The sequence below is a fragment of the Paenibacillus cellulosilyticus genome, assembly GCF_003182255.1.
GTDB lineage: Bacteria > Bacillota > Bacilli > Paenibacillales > Paenibacillaceae > Paenibacillus_T > Paenibacillus_T cellulosilyticus.
This window is the reverse complement of the sequence record NZ_QGTQ01000023.1, coordinates 67,703-82,231: the sequence shown is the minus strand read 5'-3', so window position 1 is coordinate 82,231 and position 14,529 is coordinate 67,703. Positions and strand designations below refer to the sequence as shown.

Annotated in this window: 15 protein-coding genes; 2 read left to right on the top strand and 13 right to left on the bottom strand. The window is 54.0% G+C overall.

The genetic code is table 11. The features are described 5' to 3' along the window. Window positions 1-22 precede the first annotated feature (22 nt). The 9 genes from DFQ01_RS22440 to yabP all read right to left on the bottom strand — a co-directional run bounded on the left by DFQ01_RS22440 (window position 23) and on the right by yabP (window position 8,899). Window positions 23-955: a serine/threonine protein kinase gene (locus DFQ01_RS22440; protein WP_110046156.1), complete on the bottom strand. Its 933-nt coding sequence runs from the start codon at window positions 953-955 to the stop codon at window positions 23-25. Further along, entirely contained in the window at window positions 939-1,664 is a 726-nt protein-coding gene (locus DFQ01_RS22435) for a vWA domain-containing protein (protein ID WP_110046155.1), read from the bottom strand. The genes DFQ01_RS22440 and DFQ01_RS22435 overlap by 17 nt, the downstream gene beginning before the upstream one ends. Window positions 1,665-1,820: 156 nt before the next feature. Then, window positions 1,821-3,290 carry an S-layer homology domain-containing protein gene (locus DFQ01_RS22430; protein WP_110046154.1) on the bottom strand — a complete coding sequence of 490 codons (1,470 nt, stop codon included), beginning with the start codon at window positions 3,288-3,290 and terminating at the stop codon, window positions 1,821-1,823. 207 nt (window positions 3,291-3,497) lie between these two features. Beyond that, window positions 3,498-4,097 (bottom strand): hypothetical protein, encoded by a 600-nt coding sequence (locus DFQ01_RS22425; protein ID WP_110046153.1) that lies wholly within the window; start codon window positions 4,095-4,097, stop codon window positions 3,498-3,500. Between the two features lies 1 nt (window position 4,098). Next, a complete protein-coding gene (gene spoIIE, locus DFQ01_RS22420; RefSeq protein ID WP_110046181.1) occupies window positions 4,099-6,576 on the bottom strand; it encodes a stage II sporulation protein E in 2,478 nt (825 codons plus the stop codon). A gap of 384 nt (window positions 6,577-6,960) precedes the next feature. After that, the gene (locus tag DFQ01_RS22415; protein ID WP_110046152.1) at window positions 6,961-7,443 is read right to left on the bottom strand and encodes a S1 domain-containing RNA-binding protein; all 483 of its coding nucleotides are present in this window, start codon (window positions 7,441-7,443) and stop codon (window positions 6,961-6,963) included. Window positions 7,444-7,665: 222 nt separating this feature from the next. Continuing rightward, on the bottom strand, window positions 7,666-7,977 hold the full coding sequence (locus tag DFQ01_RS22410; protein ID WP_110046151.1) for a septum formation initiator family protein: 312 nt from the start codon (window positions 7,975-7,977) through the stop codon (window positions 7,666-7,668). 20 nt (window positions 7,978-7,997) lie between these two features. Next, a complete protein-coding gene (gene yabQ, locus DFQ01_RS22405; RefSeq protein ID WP_110046150.1) occupies window positions 7,998-8,618 on the bottom strand; it encodes a spore cortex biosynthesis protein YabQ in 621 nt (206 codons plus the stop codon). Further along, on the bottom strand, window positions 8,615-8,899 hold the full coding sequence (yabP, locus tag DFQ01_RS22400) for a sporulation protein YabP (RefSeq protein ID WP_110046149.1): 285 nt from the start codon (window positions 8,897-8,899) through the stop codon (window positions 8,615-8,617). Before yabP ends, yabQ begins: the two co-directional genes overlap by 4 nt. Before the next feature lie 231 nt (window positions 8,900-9,130). Between yabP and DFQ01_RS22395 the strand changes: the two genes are divergently transcribed. Then, window positions 9,131-9,775, top strand: coding sequence for a histidine phosphatase family protein (locus DFQ01_RS22395; protein WP_174812907.1), 645 nt, complete (start codon window positions 9,131-9,133; stop codon window positions 9,773-9,775). Between the two features lie 25 nt (window positions 9,776-9,800). Beyond that, window positions 9,801-10,409: a class I SAM-dependent methyltransferase gene (locus DFQ01_RS22390; RefSeq protein ID WP_245946827.1), complete on the top strand. Its 609-nt coding sequence runs from the start codon at window positions 9,801-9,803 to the stop codon at window positions 10,407-10,409. A 150-nt stretch (window positions 10,410-10,559) separates the two neighbouring features. Here DFQ01_RS22390 and DFQ01_RS22385 read toward each other — a convergent pair whose 3' ends face one another. The 4 genes from DFQ01_RS22385 to DFQ01_RS22370 form a co-directional block, all read right to left on the bottom strand. Further along, the gene (locus DFQ01_RS22385; protein ID WP_110046146.1) at window positions 10,560-10,841 is read right to left on the bottom strand and encodes an RNA-binding S4 domain-containing protein; all 282 of its coding nucleotides are present in this window, start codon (window positions 10,839-10,841) and stop codon (window positions 10,560-10,562) included. A gap of 3 nt (window positions 10,842-10,844) precedes the next feature. Continuing rightward, window positions 10,845-11,117 (bottom strand): HU family DNA-binding protein, encoded by a 273-nt coding sequence (locus tag DFQ01_RS22380; protein ID WP_006038139.1) that lies wholly within the window; start codon window positions 11,115-11,117, stop codon window positions 10,845-10,847. 190 nt (window positions 11,118-11,307) lie between these two features. Then, window positions 11,308-12,807 (bottom strand): bifunctional methyltransferase/pyrophosphohydrolase YabN, encoded by a 1,500-nt coding sequence (yabN, locus tag DFQ01_RS22375; RefSeq protein ID WP_110046145.1) that lies wholly within the window; start codon window positions 12,805-12,807, stop codon window positions 11,308-11,310. A 13-nt stretch (window positions 12,808-12,820) separates the two neighbouring features. Then, window positions 12,821-14,518, bottom strand: coding sequence for a polysaccharide biosynthesis protein (locus DFQ01_RS22370; protein WP_110046144.1), 1,698 nt, complete (start codon window positions 14,516-14,518; stop codon window positions 12,821-12,823). Between the last annotated feature and the right edge of the window lie 11 nt (window positions 14,519-14,529).

Below are 14,529 nucleotides of genomic sequence, written 5' to 3'. Positions count from 1 at the left end.
CTGTTACACTGCTATCTGCCGCCTACCACTCAATCCATAGATAGAGGACCGCACTCGCGGCAGCACCTGCCGACAGCATGAACATCCATTTCAACCAAGCCGGCACAGCCTGTCCGCTCTTCAGCGTATCGGATCGGCTGACGAGCCGCTGCCACGAAGCAGCCGCTTCACGGGCATTAGCGAACCCGCCTGTCATTGCTTGGTTAAGCCAGCCCGTGAACGGCCGCAGTGTCGGCTGCTGCTGAATAAGCTTCAGCAGCTCCTCCGGCGAGCGGTTCTGCGGCAGCAGTTGACGGGTCAGCAGCTGCAGGTGCTTGCTGTCGTGCAGCTGGATGCACAGCAGTGCGAACGAGAACAGGTCATAGCCGGCATCCGCTGTTCGGCTGCCAGCATTCCAATAACCGCGGTCATAAATTTCCGTAAACTGTCGAACGCTCTTGCCGAAGCCTGTAAGACCACCGTAATCGACGAGCTCGACCCGGCCGTATTCGGCTACGAGAATATTTTCGACCTTCAGGTCGCCAAACGCCCAGCCTGCATCATGCAGATCGGACAGCATACGAAGCAAATTATAACCAACAAGCGGAAACCACTCGGAGCCTTCCTTGGCCAAAAACTCCGCCAGCGTGACGCCCCGCACATAACGCATCACATAAAACGGATATTCACGACCGTCAGGCATGACCAAATCATCTACATCGACAAGAAACGGCTCGGTTTCCGGCCGCTTCGATCTTTTCTGCAAATCGAGCGACTGCAGCACATTAATCTCCGATTGCAGGTCCACCGCATCGGCACCCACCTTCAGCGCATACCACGCTTTGTGCCGCTCGACGAGAAATACTTTGCCATTGGCGCCTTCCCCCAGCAATCGTTCGACCCGGTACTGCTTCCCTTTCCACTTGCCGGTCGCAACCGACCCGCGGTTAAGACTGAACTTAAACGACGTAGTCACTCATCATCCCGTCCGTTTCATCTCTGCTCTTTCTACCATAATCGCCTTGCCGGTAAAAATCAATGACCTGCATGATCGCCGGTCCCGTTGGTGTCGTGCCGCGCATTTGCAGCTTAGGGAAGATCGCCTGCACGCCAGAGAGATTATTCGTCCAGTCGAGGTCGAGCGTACAGTCATCACCATAAGATGAGCCTGGAAAATGAAACACAGACAGCTCGCTTGCTCCCTGTCTCGCCTGCAGACTAAGCATCAGATCGCGGATTGCTTCCTCAACGGCCGACAGCTTCGGCTTCATGCTGGCACTCGCATCGATCAACAGCGCAACGCGCAGTTTCGATGTCTCACCGAGCTCATCGATGACACGAACGACCTCGCCGCGCTTCTCCGGTGGCAGCGATTCGATCGACGTCTGTCCGAAAACCTGACGCAGCTCCTTCTGCACCGCCTGCTGAATCGTCTGAACGACCGTCTTACGTGTCATCATCTGTACCGTCTGTGACAGCTGCTTCGTATTGACGAGCCGACTCATGCCGCCGCCCGCACGCGCAATCTCCTCGATCTCAGTTGCTCCGAAGTCACCAACCTCACCTCTATCAACGACACCAACCACATTCACCGTAATGCCTTCCGCATACGCATGTGCAGACGCGACTACAGGGCTGACACCTACATTCGAACAGCCGTCCGTAACGAGCAATATTTGTTTCATACCATCGCCTCCTAAAATGCAAGTCTATGCTTCTCTCTATCAGCTTTGCCCGAAATGAACGCTTTTAGACGGTTGCAGCAGGCAGAAGAAGGCCCCCACCAGCTTGCTGGTGGAGGCCTTCTTCGTTTCTATAGGAATCTATCGATGTAATCCATATTATTCGTCAGCAGATTCATCCGCAATCGTCAGCAGCGTGTTTAGCATCGTAGCGATTTCGGCACGGGTAACGGTCTTCTCCGGATTGAACTTGCTGTTGCTGTCGCCTTTAATAACACCAAGCTCGACAGCGGTCGCTACATACGGAGCAGCCTCGTCAGCAATTTGATCGGCATCCTTGAAAGTGTTCGCAAGCAAATCAACCGCTTCGTCTTCACCCATAAGCGTATAGTCGTCATTTTGGTCAAGGAACGCCTTAATCAGCGTAACGACGACATCCGATCTATTCATTGCTTCCGTAGGCTTGAAGCTGCCACCGTTTTCATCAGAGAAATAGCCACGCGTCGTTTCGACGTAGCTGTAAGACCAACGGTTTTGCGGAACGTCACTGTAGTCTTGATCGCTTGCCGAGGTCGTCGTTATATCGAAGCCTTTCGCCAGCATAGTAGCGACTTGCTCCTTCGTCACCGTTCCACTCGGATTGAAATTTGAATTCTGATCGCCGGTCAGCACGCCTCTTGCAACGAGTGCGTTCACGTTTTGCTCCGCCCAGTGGCCTTTCATATCCTTAAGCTCGACCTTCGTGCTGCTGGCATTGTTATTGTTCGATCCTTTGGTGGTACTGCTCTTGTCTGTTTCGCTGCTTTGGTTATTGTTATTGTTGATGCCCGGTTGCTCGCCGCCGCGCATCATTCCGCCTTCGCTCTCGATTTGCTGCTGCAGACGCTCCGACAGATTGTCCAGCAGCTGATCAGCCTGATCATCCGTCAGCGTGCCGGCATCAACGGCATCTCCGATCGCATCCGTGACCGCATTAACCAAGTCGGCCAAGAAATCAGCCTCGTCCACACCAGCGTCCTCCGCAATTGCTGCGAGCGTCTGACCGTCCTGCAGCGAGGCCATGATCGTATCCTCATCCAATTCAAGGATAGCGGCGGCAAGTGTAGTCAAATTGTACACTTGTTGGCCCGTCTGCTGGCCCATTGAACCAATGCCGCCTTCCGGCATATTACCCTTAACGCTTAATCCTTCTGTTTCAATCAGCTTCGTCAGCTGCTCTTCTAAAGTAGATTTCAGCGTATCAGCCTGGTCGTCCGTAACCGTTCCCTCATCAACCTGATCATCGATTTGCGCTTCAAGCACGGCGATCAGCTCAGCCAGAAAATCGTCTTCATCCGTCCCCTTATCTTCCGCGAATGCTGCGAGCGTTCCGCCATCCTCCAGCGCTGCCAGCACTTCGCTTTCTTCAACGTCCAATATATTCGCGGCCGCCGCAATAACGTCGTCAATCCGTAGTCCGAAGCCGTATCCTCCTTGTTGCTGTGGTTGGTTATGTCCCGATATGGTCGAACTGCTGCTAGTCGTAGCCGCAAATGCAGCCGGATTCAACGCAGTGCCTACAAAGCCTGTACCAAGAAGGAATGAAGTCGCGATGCCGCCAGCAATCATTTTTTTGCCAAATGATTTCATAAGATTGTTTCCACCTTTCCCACGAAAAATTTGTTTACTGGGTAAAAGTACCACGGGAGTCTTAAAGCATGCTGAACTTGTACTGAAGAAAGGTTGAGAGACAACTTAATAAAAATTCATAATTAGTTGGTAAACGAATAGAGGTGTGCGAGTGGACCCGTTGCCCGCTCGCACACCTCTATTCATTTCAGCCTAATGAGTGCTGCGTTAATGTCCTGCAGAGTACCGATCGGTATCGACTGGCGGCACCCGAATGGGTGAGTTAAATCGTCGCATTCTATCAGAGAGGATCCTATAAACGGCTTGATGGGCTGAATTGACCTGCAGCCTTGCAGTGGTCGGCTCCACCATACGAAACCGCGAATAGCTTCGTGATAGAAACGTCTTCGGCTGAAGCCGCTTCAGCACCCGATCGGAGGAACGCGCCTGTACCATCGCCTGCCTCGAAGCCTCCATAATCGGCAGTACCGCCTCAATTGTCGGCAGGCTCATTTTATTCAGAAGCTGTTCAGGCAAGCGGATCTCCTTCCTGATTGGTGTATAAATAAGGGCTGTCTGTCTCGGAGGCAGCATGCGGAACGCCACTCTCGTTCGCGTCCGCTTGCGGCTTCGAGCTTGTATGCGTATATGATGAGGCTGGACCTGTTTCTGCTGCCCGATATGCGCCTGACGCTGAGTATGTTCCTCCGGCTGGCTTGCCACCTCGTCCACCATTATGGCCTGCGCCTGCAGGCGCTCTACATGTCGATCACGGCTAACCTGCTCTCTCGTTCTGCGCTTTCCATTCACACTCACTCTATACTTCATATTAGCTCACCGTCCTTGGGCGCTCGAAGCGCGGGATGCCTGTCCAACGGAAGGTTGCCCATTCCGGCTGGTGGCGTTCGACACGTGCGACAACAACCGTCATATCATCAACAATGGCACCTTCATGATAGCGAACGACCTTATCGAGCAGTGAGTCGGCAATAGCCTGCGGCTCGGTCGCGCTAATCTCCTGAATCATTCGCTTCATCCACATCTCCTTATTGACCGCATGGCCTGGTGCATCATAAATACCATCGGTCATCATAATGAGCGTATCCCCTGGCTGCAGCTGCATCGTAATGAGATCAACATCAATATCTTGTAAAATACCGACCGGCAAATTGTTCGCCGTAACCGGAATAACCTCCGTTCCTCGTTTAATGAAGCTTGGCGTTGAACCGATCTTCAAGAAAGTCGTCTTCGCCGTGTACATATCGATTAACGCAACGTCGACTGTCGCGAATACTTCGTCAGGGGAACGGAGCAGAAGCACGGAGTTGACGGACTTGATCGCCAGACGCTCGTCCATTCCCGATTGGAGCAATTGTTGTAAAATCGTTAGCGCCGTGCTGCTTTCCAGCCTTGCACGCTCGCCATTGCCCATACCGTCGCTTATCGCGACAGCGAATTTACCGTTGCCAAGCTCAACGGTGCTGAAGCTGTCTCCCGACAGCAGGTCGCCGCCCTTCGCAAGACCGGCAATACCGGTTTCGACCTCGAACTCCTTCGCCGAGCCGAACGTAACCAATGCAGGCTCACCGTGACGTTCCGGATAACGCTCTGATTTCACGGCAATATTTTCGCCCAAAATGTCCGTCAGCAGCGGTGCGATAATTTTACGACATTCGTCATACCCCCTTGCGAATAGATGATAAACCTCGATCTCCACATTGCCCTCTTCCAAACTTATAATATCGATGCTCTGAATGGACAAGCCTAGCCCCTCCAGCGCCTCGCGAATTTGCTCCTCCTGCAAATGCAGCGTTTGTCCTTCCCGCTTAATCTCCTTCGCCAAATCTTCCATGACTTGTGACACGCCCGACAGCTGATCAGCGACGAGCTGGCGCGAATCGATAATTTGCTTCTTCCAATGACGGTCATTCTTATACAGCTCGTACTGCTGCGACATGACGCCGAGCACCTGCTGAGGCTTCACGCAATGCGAAGTCCACGACTTCGGCATTTCCTTGCTGGTTGGCTTCCGTCCCTCCTCGACCGATGTCATCATCTCGGTCATCAGCTTGTACGTCTGATAAAACTTCGCATCCCAGCACATACTCCGGCGATGGCACGATTGGCAGCTCTTCTCTGCCACCGCATTCATGAAATGATTGAATTCCTCCTCTCGTTTCACTGCCTCAACGGCACCGTTAAATTGTCCGAAGCTCTTCGACAGCTGGCGGAACACTTCGGAGAACTGCTCCACCCGCTCCGCCGTCACTTGACGGACGCGCCTTGCATATTCATGCTGCGATTTCACATGCTCCTGCGTTCCCGGCACATAACGGGAGATCGTCCGAATCATCAGACGTGGTGTGAGCAGGAACAACGTTGCTGCAATAAGTGATTCATAGGTCGATGCCATGACATCAGATTGACTTCCTATATATATAGATAGAATAGAAGTGCCAAGCAGCATACCGAACGAAACCGCCATTTTCCCTCCGTCTCTCATCAGGCCAGCCAGCAGACCCGCAAACGCCAACAGACTCATCTGCACGATCGCATTGAAATCAGCCAGACTCAGAATCAATCCCGCTACAACGCCAACCGATGCGCCCAGCGGTGCACCGCCAGCGAAAGCGAACAGCAACAGCATATAACGTGACATCACATGTTCAGCAGACATTCCATAGATGCCCCAGCCCACGGTCCCCGTCATAATCGAGGCCATCAGAATCATCAAACAAATAATTTCTTCATTACGAAGCCCACTCGACCTCTTCGTCATTGTCAGCACCGGGATTGCTTGTACAAACACAAGCGTCAAGACAAACGATAAAGCGGCTTCAACGGCGATCATCATCAGGTCATACCACCCCAGTGTATGTGCCAATACCGCTCCGAACAGCTTCACGAGCAAGGTAGAGGTGAACACGAGCAGCGGCGCGAACGATAACTCAGCTTTCTCGTAAGACTCTAGTCCTTTGATTAGCAGGAACACGACGGCCAGCTCCATGGCGATCCAACCCGGAGAGGGCACCGGTGCGAAGAAGCTGCCTGCAACGAGGGCGAGTCCTGCCCAGAAGCTAGCCTCTCTTCTTAAAAAATAAAGGACAGCGAAATACGCAGCGGCGAACGGCATGAGCGATTCAAGAATGACAGCGCGACCAAGCAAGAACCCGACGGCAACAAGAAGGATTGTCCATTTCTTGGCAGATACCATTTGTACAAGCTTACGACCGGCAGCCCATTCGCGGCCTTTGCGAACCGCGTTCTGGACAGCTGCTGTTCCCGCTTGCTGTGCACCTGGAAACATAACCAGCTTGTTCTTCTCCCTCACGAGATACACCACCATTTCCGAGTTAATGTGTTTCCCATTATAGAAGCGCGGATTTATGAAGTTTGTCACAACTCGCTTTATGCCTAAAATTTTTTTGCGACAAAACACCCGCCGTGCCGCACCCTTGTCGGGAACCGCGTTCGTGCAGGCCCAGCCTGGGATTGAGCGCTGTTCACGGCTCATGCTTCCGAATGTATCGACAAGCCATGTAACCGCTGACGCTTGGCGAATTAGGGTCTCCTCTGTCGGGATAGCTGGACTTTCGGGGGAAAGTAATTGGTATACCGCCGCAAAACGCAAAAAAAGCAGAACCTGTAAGGTTCTGCTTCATTATGCTAATCATATGCATTTAAACCCGCTCTATACTCGCTTAGCTCCGCGTCCGCCGCGTTTGCCTTCGGTGTTCTTCTTGAGGGAAGAAATACGCTCTTCGCTATCTTTCAGGAAGCGCGACATTTTGTCTTCGAATGACGGTTTTCCATACGGCGCTTTACCAGAGGATGATTTAAATGGACGTCCGCCGCGGTCTTGTCCACCGCCGCCGCCCCGGTTGAATCCGCCCGCACGTGGCTCACGCTGCTGCTGAGGCGCTGGCTGTCCCTCCGGCCGGTCGATTGCCTGTTTAATTGATAGTCCGATCTTGCCGTCCTTGTCGACATTAATGACTTTAACCTTGACGACATCTTCCAGCTTCAGGTGGTCCTTGACGTCCTTGACGTAGTTGTCGGCTATCTCGGAGATATGAACCAGTCCTGTTACGCCTCCAGACAAATCGACGAATGCACCAAAATGCGTGATGCCTGTCACTTTACCCTCTAACTTCGCGCCCACTTCAATTGCCATAAAAGAAAATGTTCCTCCCTAAGGAATTATACATGTTGGTCAGATGTGAAACGGCTGACGCGCGATCGCGCGATCGTTTCATTCCAGAGACGATAAGCAGCAGTGCCATGCACTGGCTTAAATCTCAGGAAAGACCTTACTAGAAGTAATTATAGCTTAACGTAGAAAGCAAGGTCAACAGACGAAGATCCCGATTTTACCCCATTTCATAAGGTTCATCGACTATTCCGCTGACTGGATGATCTTCTCACCGTCACGTGTCATGCCTTGCTGGTTTGCCAACTGGCCGATATATTCGGGGTCACTGAGACGTTCGATTTCTTGTTTGAGATCGGCCATCTGTGCTTCGGAAGCAACCTTCTGTGCTTTCGCATCCGACAATCGTTGCGACTCGTTATTCATGCTGAATTCCTGATTAATTAGCGTATACAATGCCCAGCAAGCGAAAATTACAACGCCCGCCCAGTAAAACCGCATGCGGCGCTTCGAACCGGCCGATGTCGCCTCGGATCTGCGCTGCCTCTCATTCGCCAAGAACACTGCACCACCTTTCTTCAGGTTTTACGGCCAAACGTCCGCTTCCACCACGCAGCGGTCTTGTTCACTGCGTTAGCGGTTTTCTCACCGATTCGCCAACGTGCAACGATCGGCGTTAGCCAATTCATCAACGGCCGCAGCAACGGCTTAATAATCCACCGTGTCAATAGCCAGAATGGACGGATCAATTGTAACACAATTTTGTAGCAGAAAATAGTAAGGGCCAGCAAAAACCCAAGCAGCACCTTGCACAGCTTGTACAAGATGAGCAACGGCCGAATGATGAATATATGGAACAGCTTTATGAACAAGCCGATCAGATAACGAACCGCTCCGATCGTCCAACGGACAGTCGCAATGACGGCTCGACTGAGCAGCAGGAAGTAGACAATAACGCCAAGAGCTAGTCCCAGAAATACGTACGCCCGCACCTCGCCATTGTTGCCGGCGGACAGCACCTGGAATACGACAAGCGTCGCCGCTGCCCAATAGAGCAGATCGAACACGGGTAGCGTCCACTTGGCGAAGCGCAGCTCGTGCGAGACTACGCGGTAGCCGTCGAATACAATCCCCATGCCGATACCGGACAGCAGCATCAGGCTCATCGTGAGCCACTGTTCACTAAGCGATAGATTCACTTGAACAGCTTCCCGAACAGGCTCTTCGATTTCGTCTGCGGACTGCCATCCAAATAGGCGAGAGAATGGATCAATCCTTCAATGGCGACTTGCCCTTGCTCTAGGCTGAGATGCTTCATATGCAGATTCTGGCCCCGAACCGTAAGAAATCCAAGCTCGGTTTCCAATAAAAATTCCTCACTGTCGAAGCTTTCCACGTTACGCACGCCAGATAGCTCGAGCAGTTTGCGGTTTTGCATCTTCATTTCTTGCCGTTTCTGACCTTTACCTTGATCCTGCATGGCCGCGTCCCCTCCTTCGAGACTAGCCTATGAAGGAGCGATAGCGATTAGAACGACTGTATAGCTGTAACTGTATGACTGTATACAAAACCGATCAGGTATCGTCCTTCACTTGTATCGGCAGAACCTGTGCAATCTATGAGAGCTGCCGCAAGAAACGTATGTCACCAGATGGGGATGGGCATTATGACGTTAGAGATGTGATCCGCATTTAGGAGAGTTACTATGCTTATGACAATGATTCGCGCAAAGCAGCAGCATGCGGACGCCGGAAATGTATGGAGCGAAACTATGCCGAAGGTCATCGGGCTCGTCCATCATTATCCCGTCTCGCCGCCGTCACGTCCTAGTCGGTGCGACGCTGAGCAGTACGCCCGCTGGTGTGATCATTACAACAGTGCCGATGTTCGGCTGCCGGAAGTGCCGCCGTTCCCTATGGCAGATTGGGATATCTGCCTATCAAGTGACATGCGGCGTGCTGCGCACACGATCCGCCATCTATGGGGTGAAGGGAATCCTATCGTCTACTCTTCCGCGCTGCGCGAAGTAGAGATCGCCCCTTTCTGCCAGACTAAGCTGAAGCTTCCCCATCAGATATGGAGCGCAATAGGCCGTGCAGCTTGGTACACTTCGCATCGATCGCAGCCCGAGACGCTGCAGCAGACAAGGGCTAGAGCGGCGGCCATTGTCGATCATCTGCATGCCTTCGGCTCGGATCAGCGCGTGTTGATCGTCTCGCACGGCTTGTTCCTGCGTGTGCTTCGGCAGGAGCTGCGGAAGAGAGGCTATCGCAGTTCACGTGCTTCCAGTCCACATGGGAGGATCGGAGAACCTTCCGTGTGGAAGCGAAGCGCAGGAAGTCGTATCATAAAGTAATGGTGAGCTAGGGCAGACAGGAGAGATGCGAGTGGGCAATACGGATAAATTTGAAATGATCGCTCAAGTATATGACACCCCCGAAAGAATCCATACGGCAAAGGTGTCATCAGATGCCATTCGCAACTATTTGGTCGACGCCGAGAGCAAGAGTGCGATTGATTTTGGCTGCGGAACGGGTCTAGTTGGCATGAACCTGTTAGACGAATTTAAATCGATGCTATTTCTAGATACATCACCGAAAATGATTCAGCAAATCGAGCAGAAGATTTCGGATGCTAACCTTCAGAATGTCGATACTTTATGCTTCGATTTCGAGAAGACCGATCTATCGGATCTTCGTGCCGACTATATTTTGATGGCCCAGGTGCTGCTTCATATTCCAGATGTCGAATTCGTTCTATCCCGTTTATTTGATGTTCTCAATGAAGGGGGACATTTGCTAATCGTAGATTTTGATAAGAACGAAAAAGTCGTATCCGAATTCGTTCATAACGGATTCCGTCAGGCGGAGCTGGCGTCCATCATGACTAGATTAGGGTATAAAAATATTCAATCCGAAACCTTCTATACGGGAAGCGGCATATTCATGGGGCAGGATGCATCGATGTTTATTCTTGATTCTCGGAAGTGAGACGTCTTGAGACGTAGAAAGCTAATAAGAGATTGGCGTTAAGCACTGCATTATAGACCATATAGATCGACATCATAGAGATTGTTAGGTTGTAAAAGCAAAAAGAAGCTGTCACCGGTACGCAACGCGCTCGGGGACAGCTTCTTTCTATTAATTCCAATCCAGACCATTGTCCGGTTGGCGCGTTTCTTCTTTCACCAAAGTATAGAGTGTACCGGCTTCGTCTTTGCGGGTCGTCTCCGTCAGCCGTTCGACACGAACGGTGACCAGCTTCGTCCCATATTGGATCGTCAGCTCGTCTCCAAGCTTCACCGTACTGCTAGGCTTTGCCTCTCGGCCGTTCAGCCAGACGCGCCCCTGCTCGGATACGTCCTTCGCCACGGTGCGCCTCTTGATCAGCCTCGATACTTTGAGAAACTTATCTAAACGCATCTATTACTTGATTGCATCCTTCAGTTTGTTGCCAGCTTTGAATGCAGGGACTTTCGATTCTGCGATCTCGATTGGATTGCCCGTTTGTGGGTTGCGACCTGTACGGCCGGAACGCTTGCGCGTTTCGAACGTGCCGAAACCGATCAGTTGTACTTTGTCGCCGCTTGCGAGAGCGTCCGTAACTTCACCGAGGAAGCCGTTCAGAACTGCTTCTACGTCGCGTTTCGTCAAACCGCTCTTTGTTGCAATGTTGTTAATCAAATCCGTCTTGTTCATTAGTAATGCCTCCTATAGTTCATGGGTTAGAATCATAGAAATGGCCCCGCATGTTCATGCGTTCCGGTGATTCGCCGTTTGGCTTCCTAGTAATTCTGCCTAGTGCTAAAAAAATCCTGCTAAAAGTTTAAAAAAATTTGCGAATTATGAAGAATAGCGCCGTAATATAGCGAATACGGGCGAATTACGCCTATTCTTTCGCCTTGGCTTCCTCCCAGAATCGGTCCATTTCTATTAAATCAGTCTGGTCAAAAGTTCGGCCTTCTATACGGAGCCGTTCTTCAATATACGCGAATCTGCGCATAAATTTTGCATTCGTGCGCGCCAATGCTTCTTCTGGGTCGGCGTCTACGAAACGTGCAGCGTTGACGACAGCAAATAGTAGATCACCAAGCTCGCCAATTCGCTCGTCCGGCGTACCTTCCGCAGCGGCTTCACGAAGCTCGCCAAGCTCCTCTTGGATTTTGGCCAGAACAGGCTCTAGATCGTCCCAATCAAACCCGACCTTCGCAGCCTTCTTCTGAATCTTGTAAGCTCGCATGAGCGCTGGTAGATCCTTCGGAATGCCATCGAGCAGCGACTTGCGCTTCTCTGCTTCGCCTGTACGCTTCTTCTCTTCTGCCTTCATCTGCTCCCAGTTGCCAAGCGCTTCCTCGGCATTGCTGGCACCGCGGTCACCAAACACATGCGGATGACGGAAAATGAGCTTCTCGTTCAACGTCTGAATGACATCATAGACGCTGAAGGAACCAACCTCTTCTTCCATCTGGCTGTGCAGCATGACCTGCAGAATGACGTCGCCGAATTCCTCGCGCATGCCGTCTGGATCGTCATTATCGAGCGCTTCAAGCGCTTCGTACAACTCTTCGATGAAGTTCTTGCGAATCGATTGATGCGTCTGCTCACGGTCCCACGGACAGCCTTCCGGGCTGCGCAAAATGGAGACGATCTCGTGCAAACGGTCGAACGATCGATTCTGGAGCGCCTCATCTTCAGAGCGTGGAATCCAGACGAGCGACAGGTTGCCGTAGCCCTCGATCCGATCCAGCTCATAGAGCGGAACCGATACGATAGACTCTTCGCCCGCAACGCCCAGCGCATGGCCAACGACGACCGGATGTTCATCCGGATAACGTTCCATTAGCGTAAGCTTCAGGTCAGAAGCAGTGAACACATCGTACACCTGACCGATGACGGTATGCAGCTTCGGCTGCAGCTGCGACGGGTTCAGATCCGATGCATCAAGCAGCTGGAAGCCTTCGATCGGGTCGAAGCCAAGACGCACGAACGCCTGATCCAGGAAGCTCTCGCCGCCGAGGATGTCGAGCTGGATGCCCGCATCGCCGCAGCGCTCGCGAAGCAGCTGAACCGTGCGCTCTGCGACCATCGGATGGCCAGGTACTGCATATAGAATGTCGGATGCGCGATCCGCTTGGGAAGCAAGCGAAATAAGCTCCGAGGCTATAGCCTCGTATACATCCGGAAAGCTATCATGCGCTTCGTAGAAGCGATCGAACGATTCATATTGAATGCCATTCTCATGCAGCAGGCTCATCATCGGATGATGCTCGGTCCGAACGTACAGACGGGAAGCGCCCTGCAATCTGCGCCATACGCCGAGTGTCAATTGTTCCACATCGCCCGAGCCAAGTCCAACGACCGTTATTGCAGGTTTCTGTTGCAGCGTCATTGCTTCAACCTCCTCATCGATGCAGCTTCGGTATGAGCCGCAGCTTCACTAACCGGGCGGCAATTCGCTCGCCGCCCGGGAGCGCGCGCCATTCGCGCGCGCCAATGCCGCCGCTGCGAAGCAGCGCGGCGGCGAAGACGCAGGCGCCGACGGCAACGCCCGTCAGCGCCTGCAGCGCCGCTGCCGCCCGTGGCGGCAGCCCGGCGCCGAGCGCGTGCGTCGCGCGCTCGGTCAAGGCGAGCGCCGCGGCCATGCACGCGAGCGCGAAGCCTAGGCGGCACGCCGCCGCAAGCGCGCTGCCGCTCTGCGCAGCAGCGCCAGGGGCGGCGGTGCCGCCGGCGCCAGCGCGAGCGGGCGAAGCCGCGAGCGCAGCGCGAGCCGCCAAGGCGGCGACGATCGCGGCGGCAGTGAGCGCGATCGCGCCCGCGGCGGCTGCGCCGGCGATGCCGTGCGCCGGCACGAGCGCGGCGTTCAGCGCCGCCTTCAGCGCAGCAGCGCCAAGCAGCAGCAGCGCCGGCAGCTTCACGCGGCCGCAGCCCTGAAGCACGGCCGCAGCCACCGTCGAAACGGCCGCCGCAAGCGCTGTAAAGCCTATCAGTGCAAAGGTTCCCGTCGCATGATCGTCGGCGAACAGCATAACATTGATTGGCCTTGCAAGCAAGGCAATGCCTAGTGCGGCGCCCGTTCCGATCCACCACGCGGCCTTCATGGCCATGCCCGCCTGTGACCGTGCCTCCTGCCAATGCCGCTGCCCGTGAGCGAGCGCCAGCGAGGGCACCATTGCAGATGCGGCGGCACCGCTAATCATCGCGACAAGCTGGACGAGCGTCTGTCCTCGGCCATACATGCCGAACTGCGCCATCGCCGCCGCGTCCTGCATCCCCGCGCTAATTAATAACCGCGGCACCATGAACACGTCGACAACAGCCGCCATCGGTACAGCAATCGCGCCGAAGGCCATTGGGAAGGCGAGCTTCGACAGCTCCTTCATCTCGACAGCGAGCCGCCGCTGCTTCCGCCCCTGTCCACTTCCTTCCGTTACTGCCCCAACTGCATCCCGCTCCCGGCGCTGCCGCCAAGCCATCAACGCCATGGCCGCCACTGCGCCTGCACCAGAGCCGGCCATCGCGCCAGCGGCCATCTGCGGGTCTTGCCAAGCGTTCGATAAGCCCCATGCGAGCAATGCCGCCATGACGGCAACCCTTATGAATTGCTCGACGACTTGCGACAGTGCCGAAGCGGACAGCTCATTCTTCCCTTGCGAGTAGCCTCGAAGCGCCGACAGCGCGGGGACGAACCAGAGCGCAACGGCAACGGAGCGAATCGCTCCCGATGTCTTCGCATCGCCGATCGCTGAGGCAATCAGCGGCGCGCCAAACCAGAGCAAAGCGAAGCCAACTGCGCCGGAGGCGCCAAGCAGCCAGAGCGCAGCACGCCTCGCATGCAGCGCACCTGCCTGGTCTCCATCGGCAAGCCGTCTGGCGACGACGATCGCAACCGCCGGCGGCAAACCCGCCGTTGCCGCCACGAGCAGAAGCTGGTAGAGCGGGTAGACCGCGTTATAAATGCCGAAGACACGGTCGCCGGCGAGATTTTGCAGCGGTATTTTTTGAAGCACACCAAGCAGCTTGGACACCATCATCGCCGCAGCCATCAGCAGGGCGCCGTTCCAAACCTGCTTATGCGCATGTTGTCCCGTTACACTGTTCATTCTGATCGGTT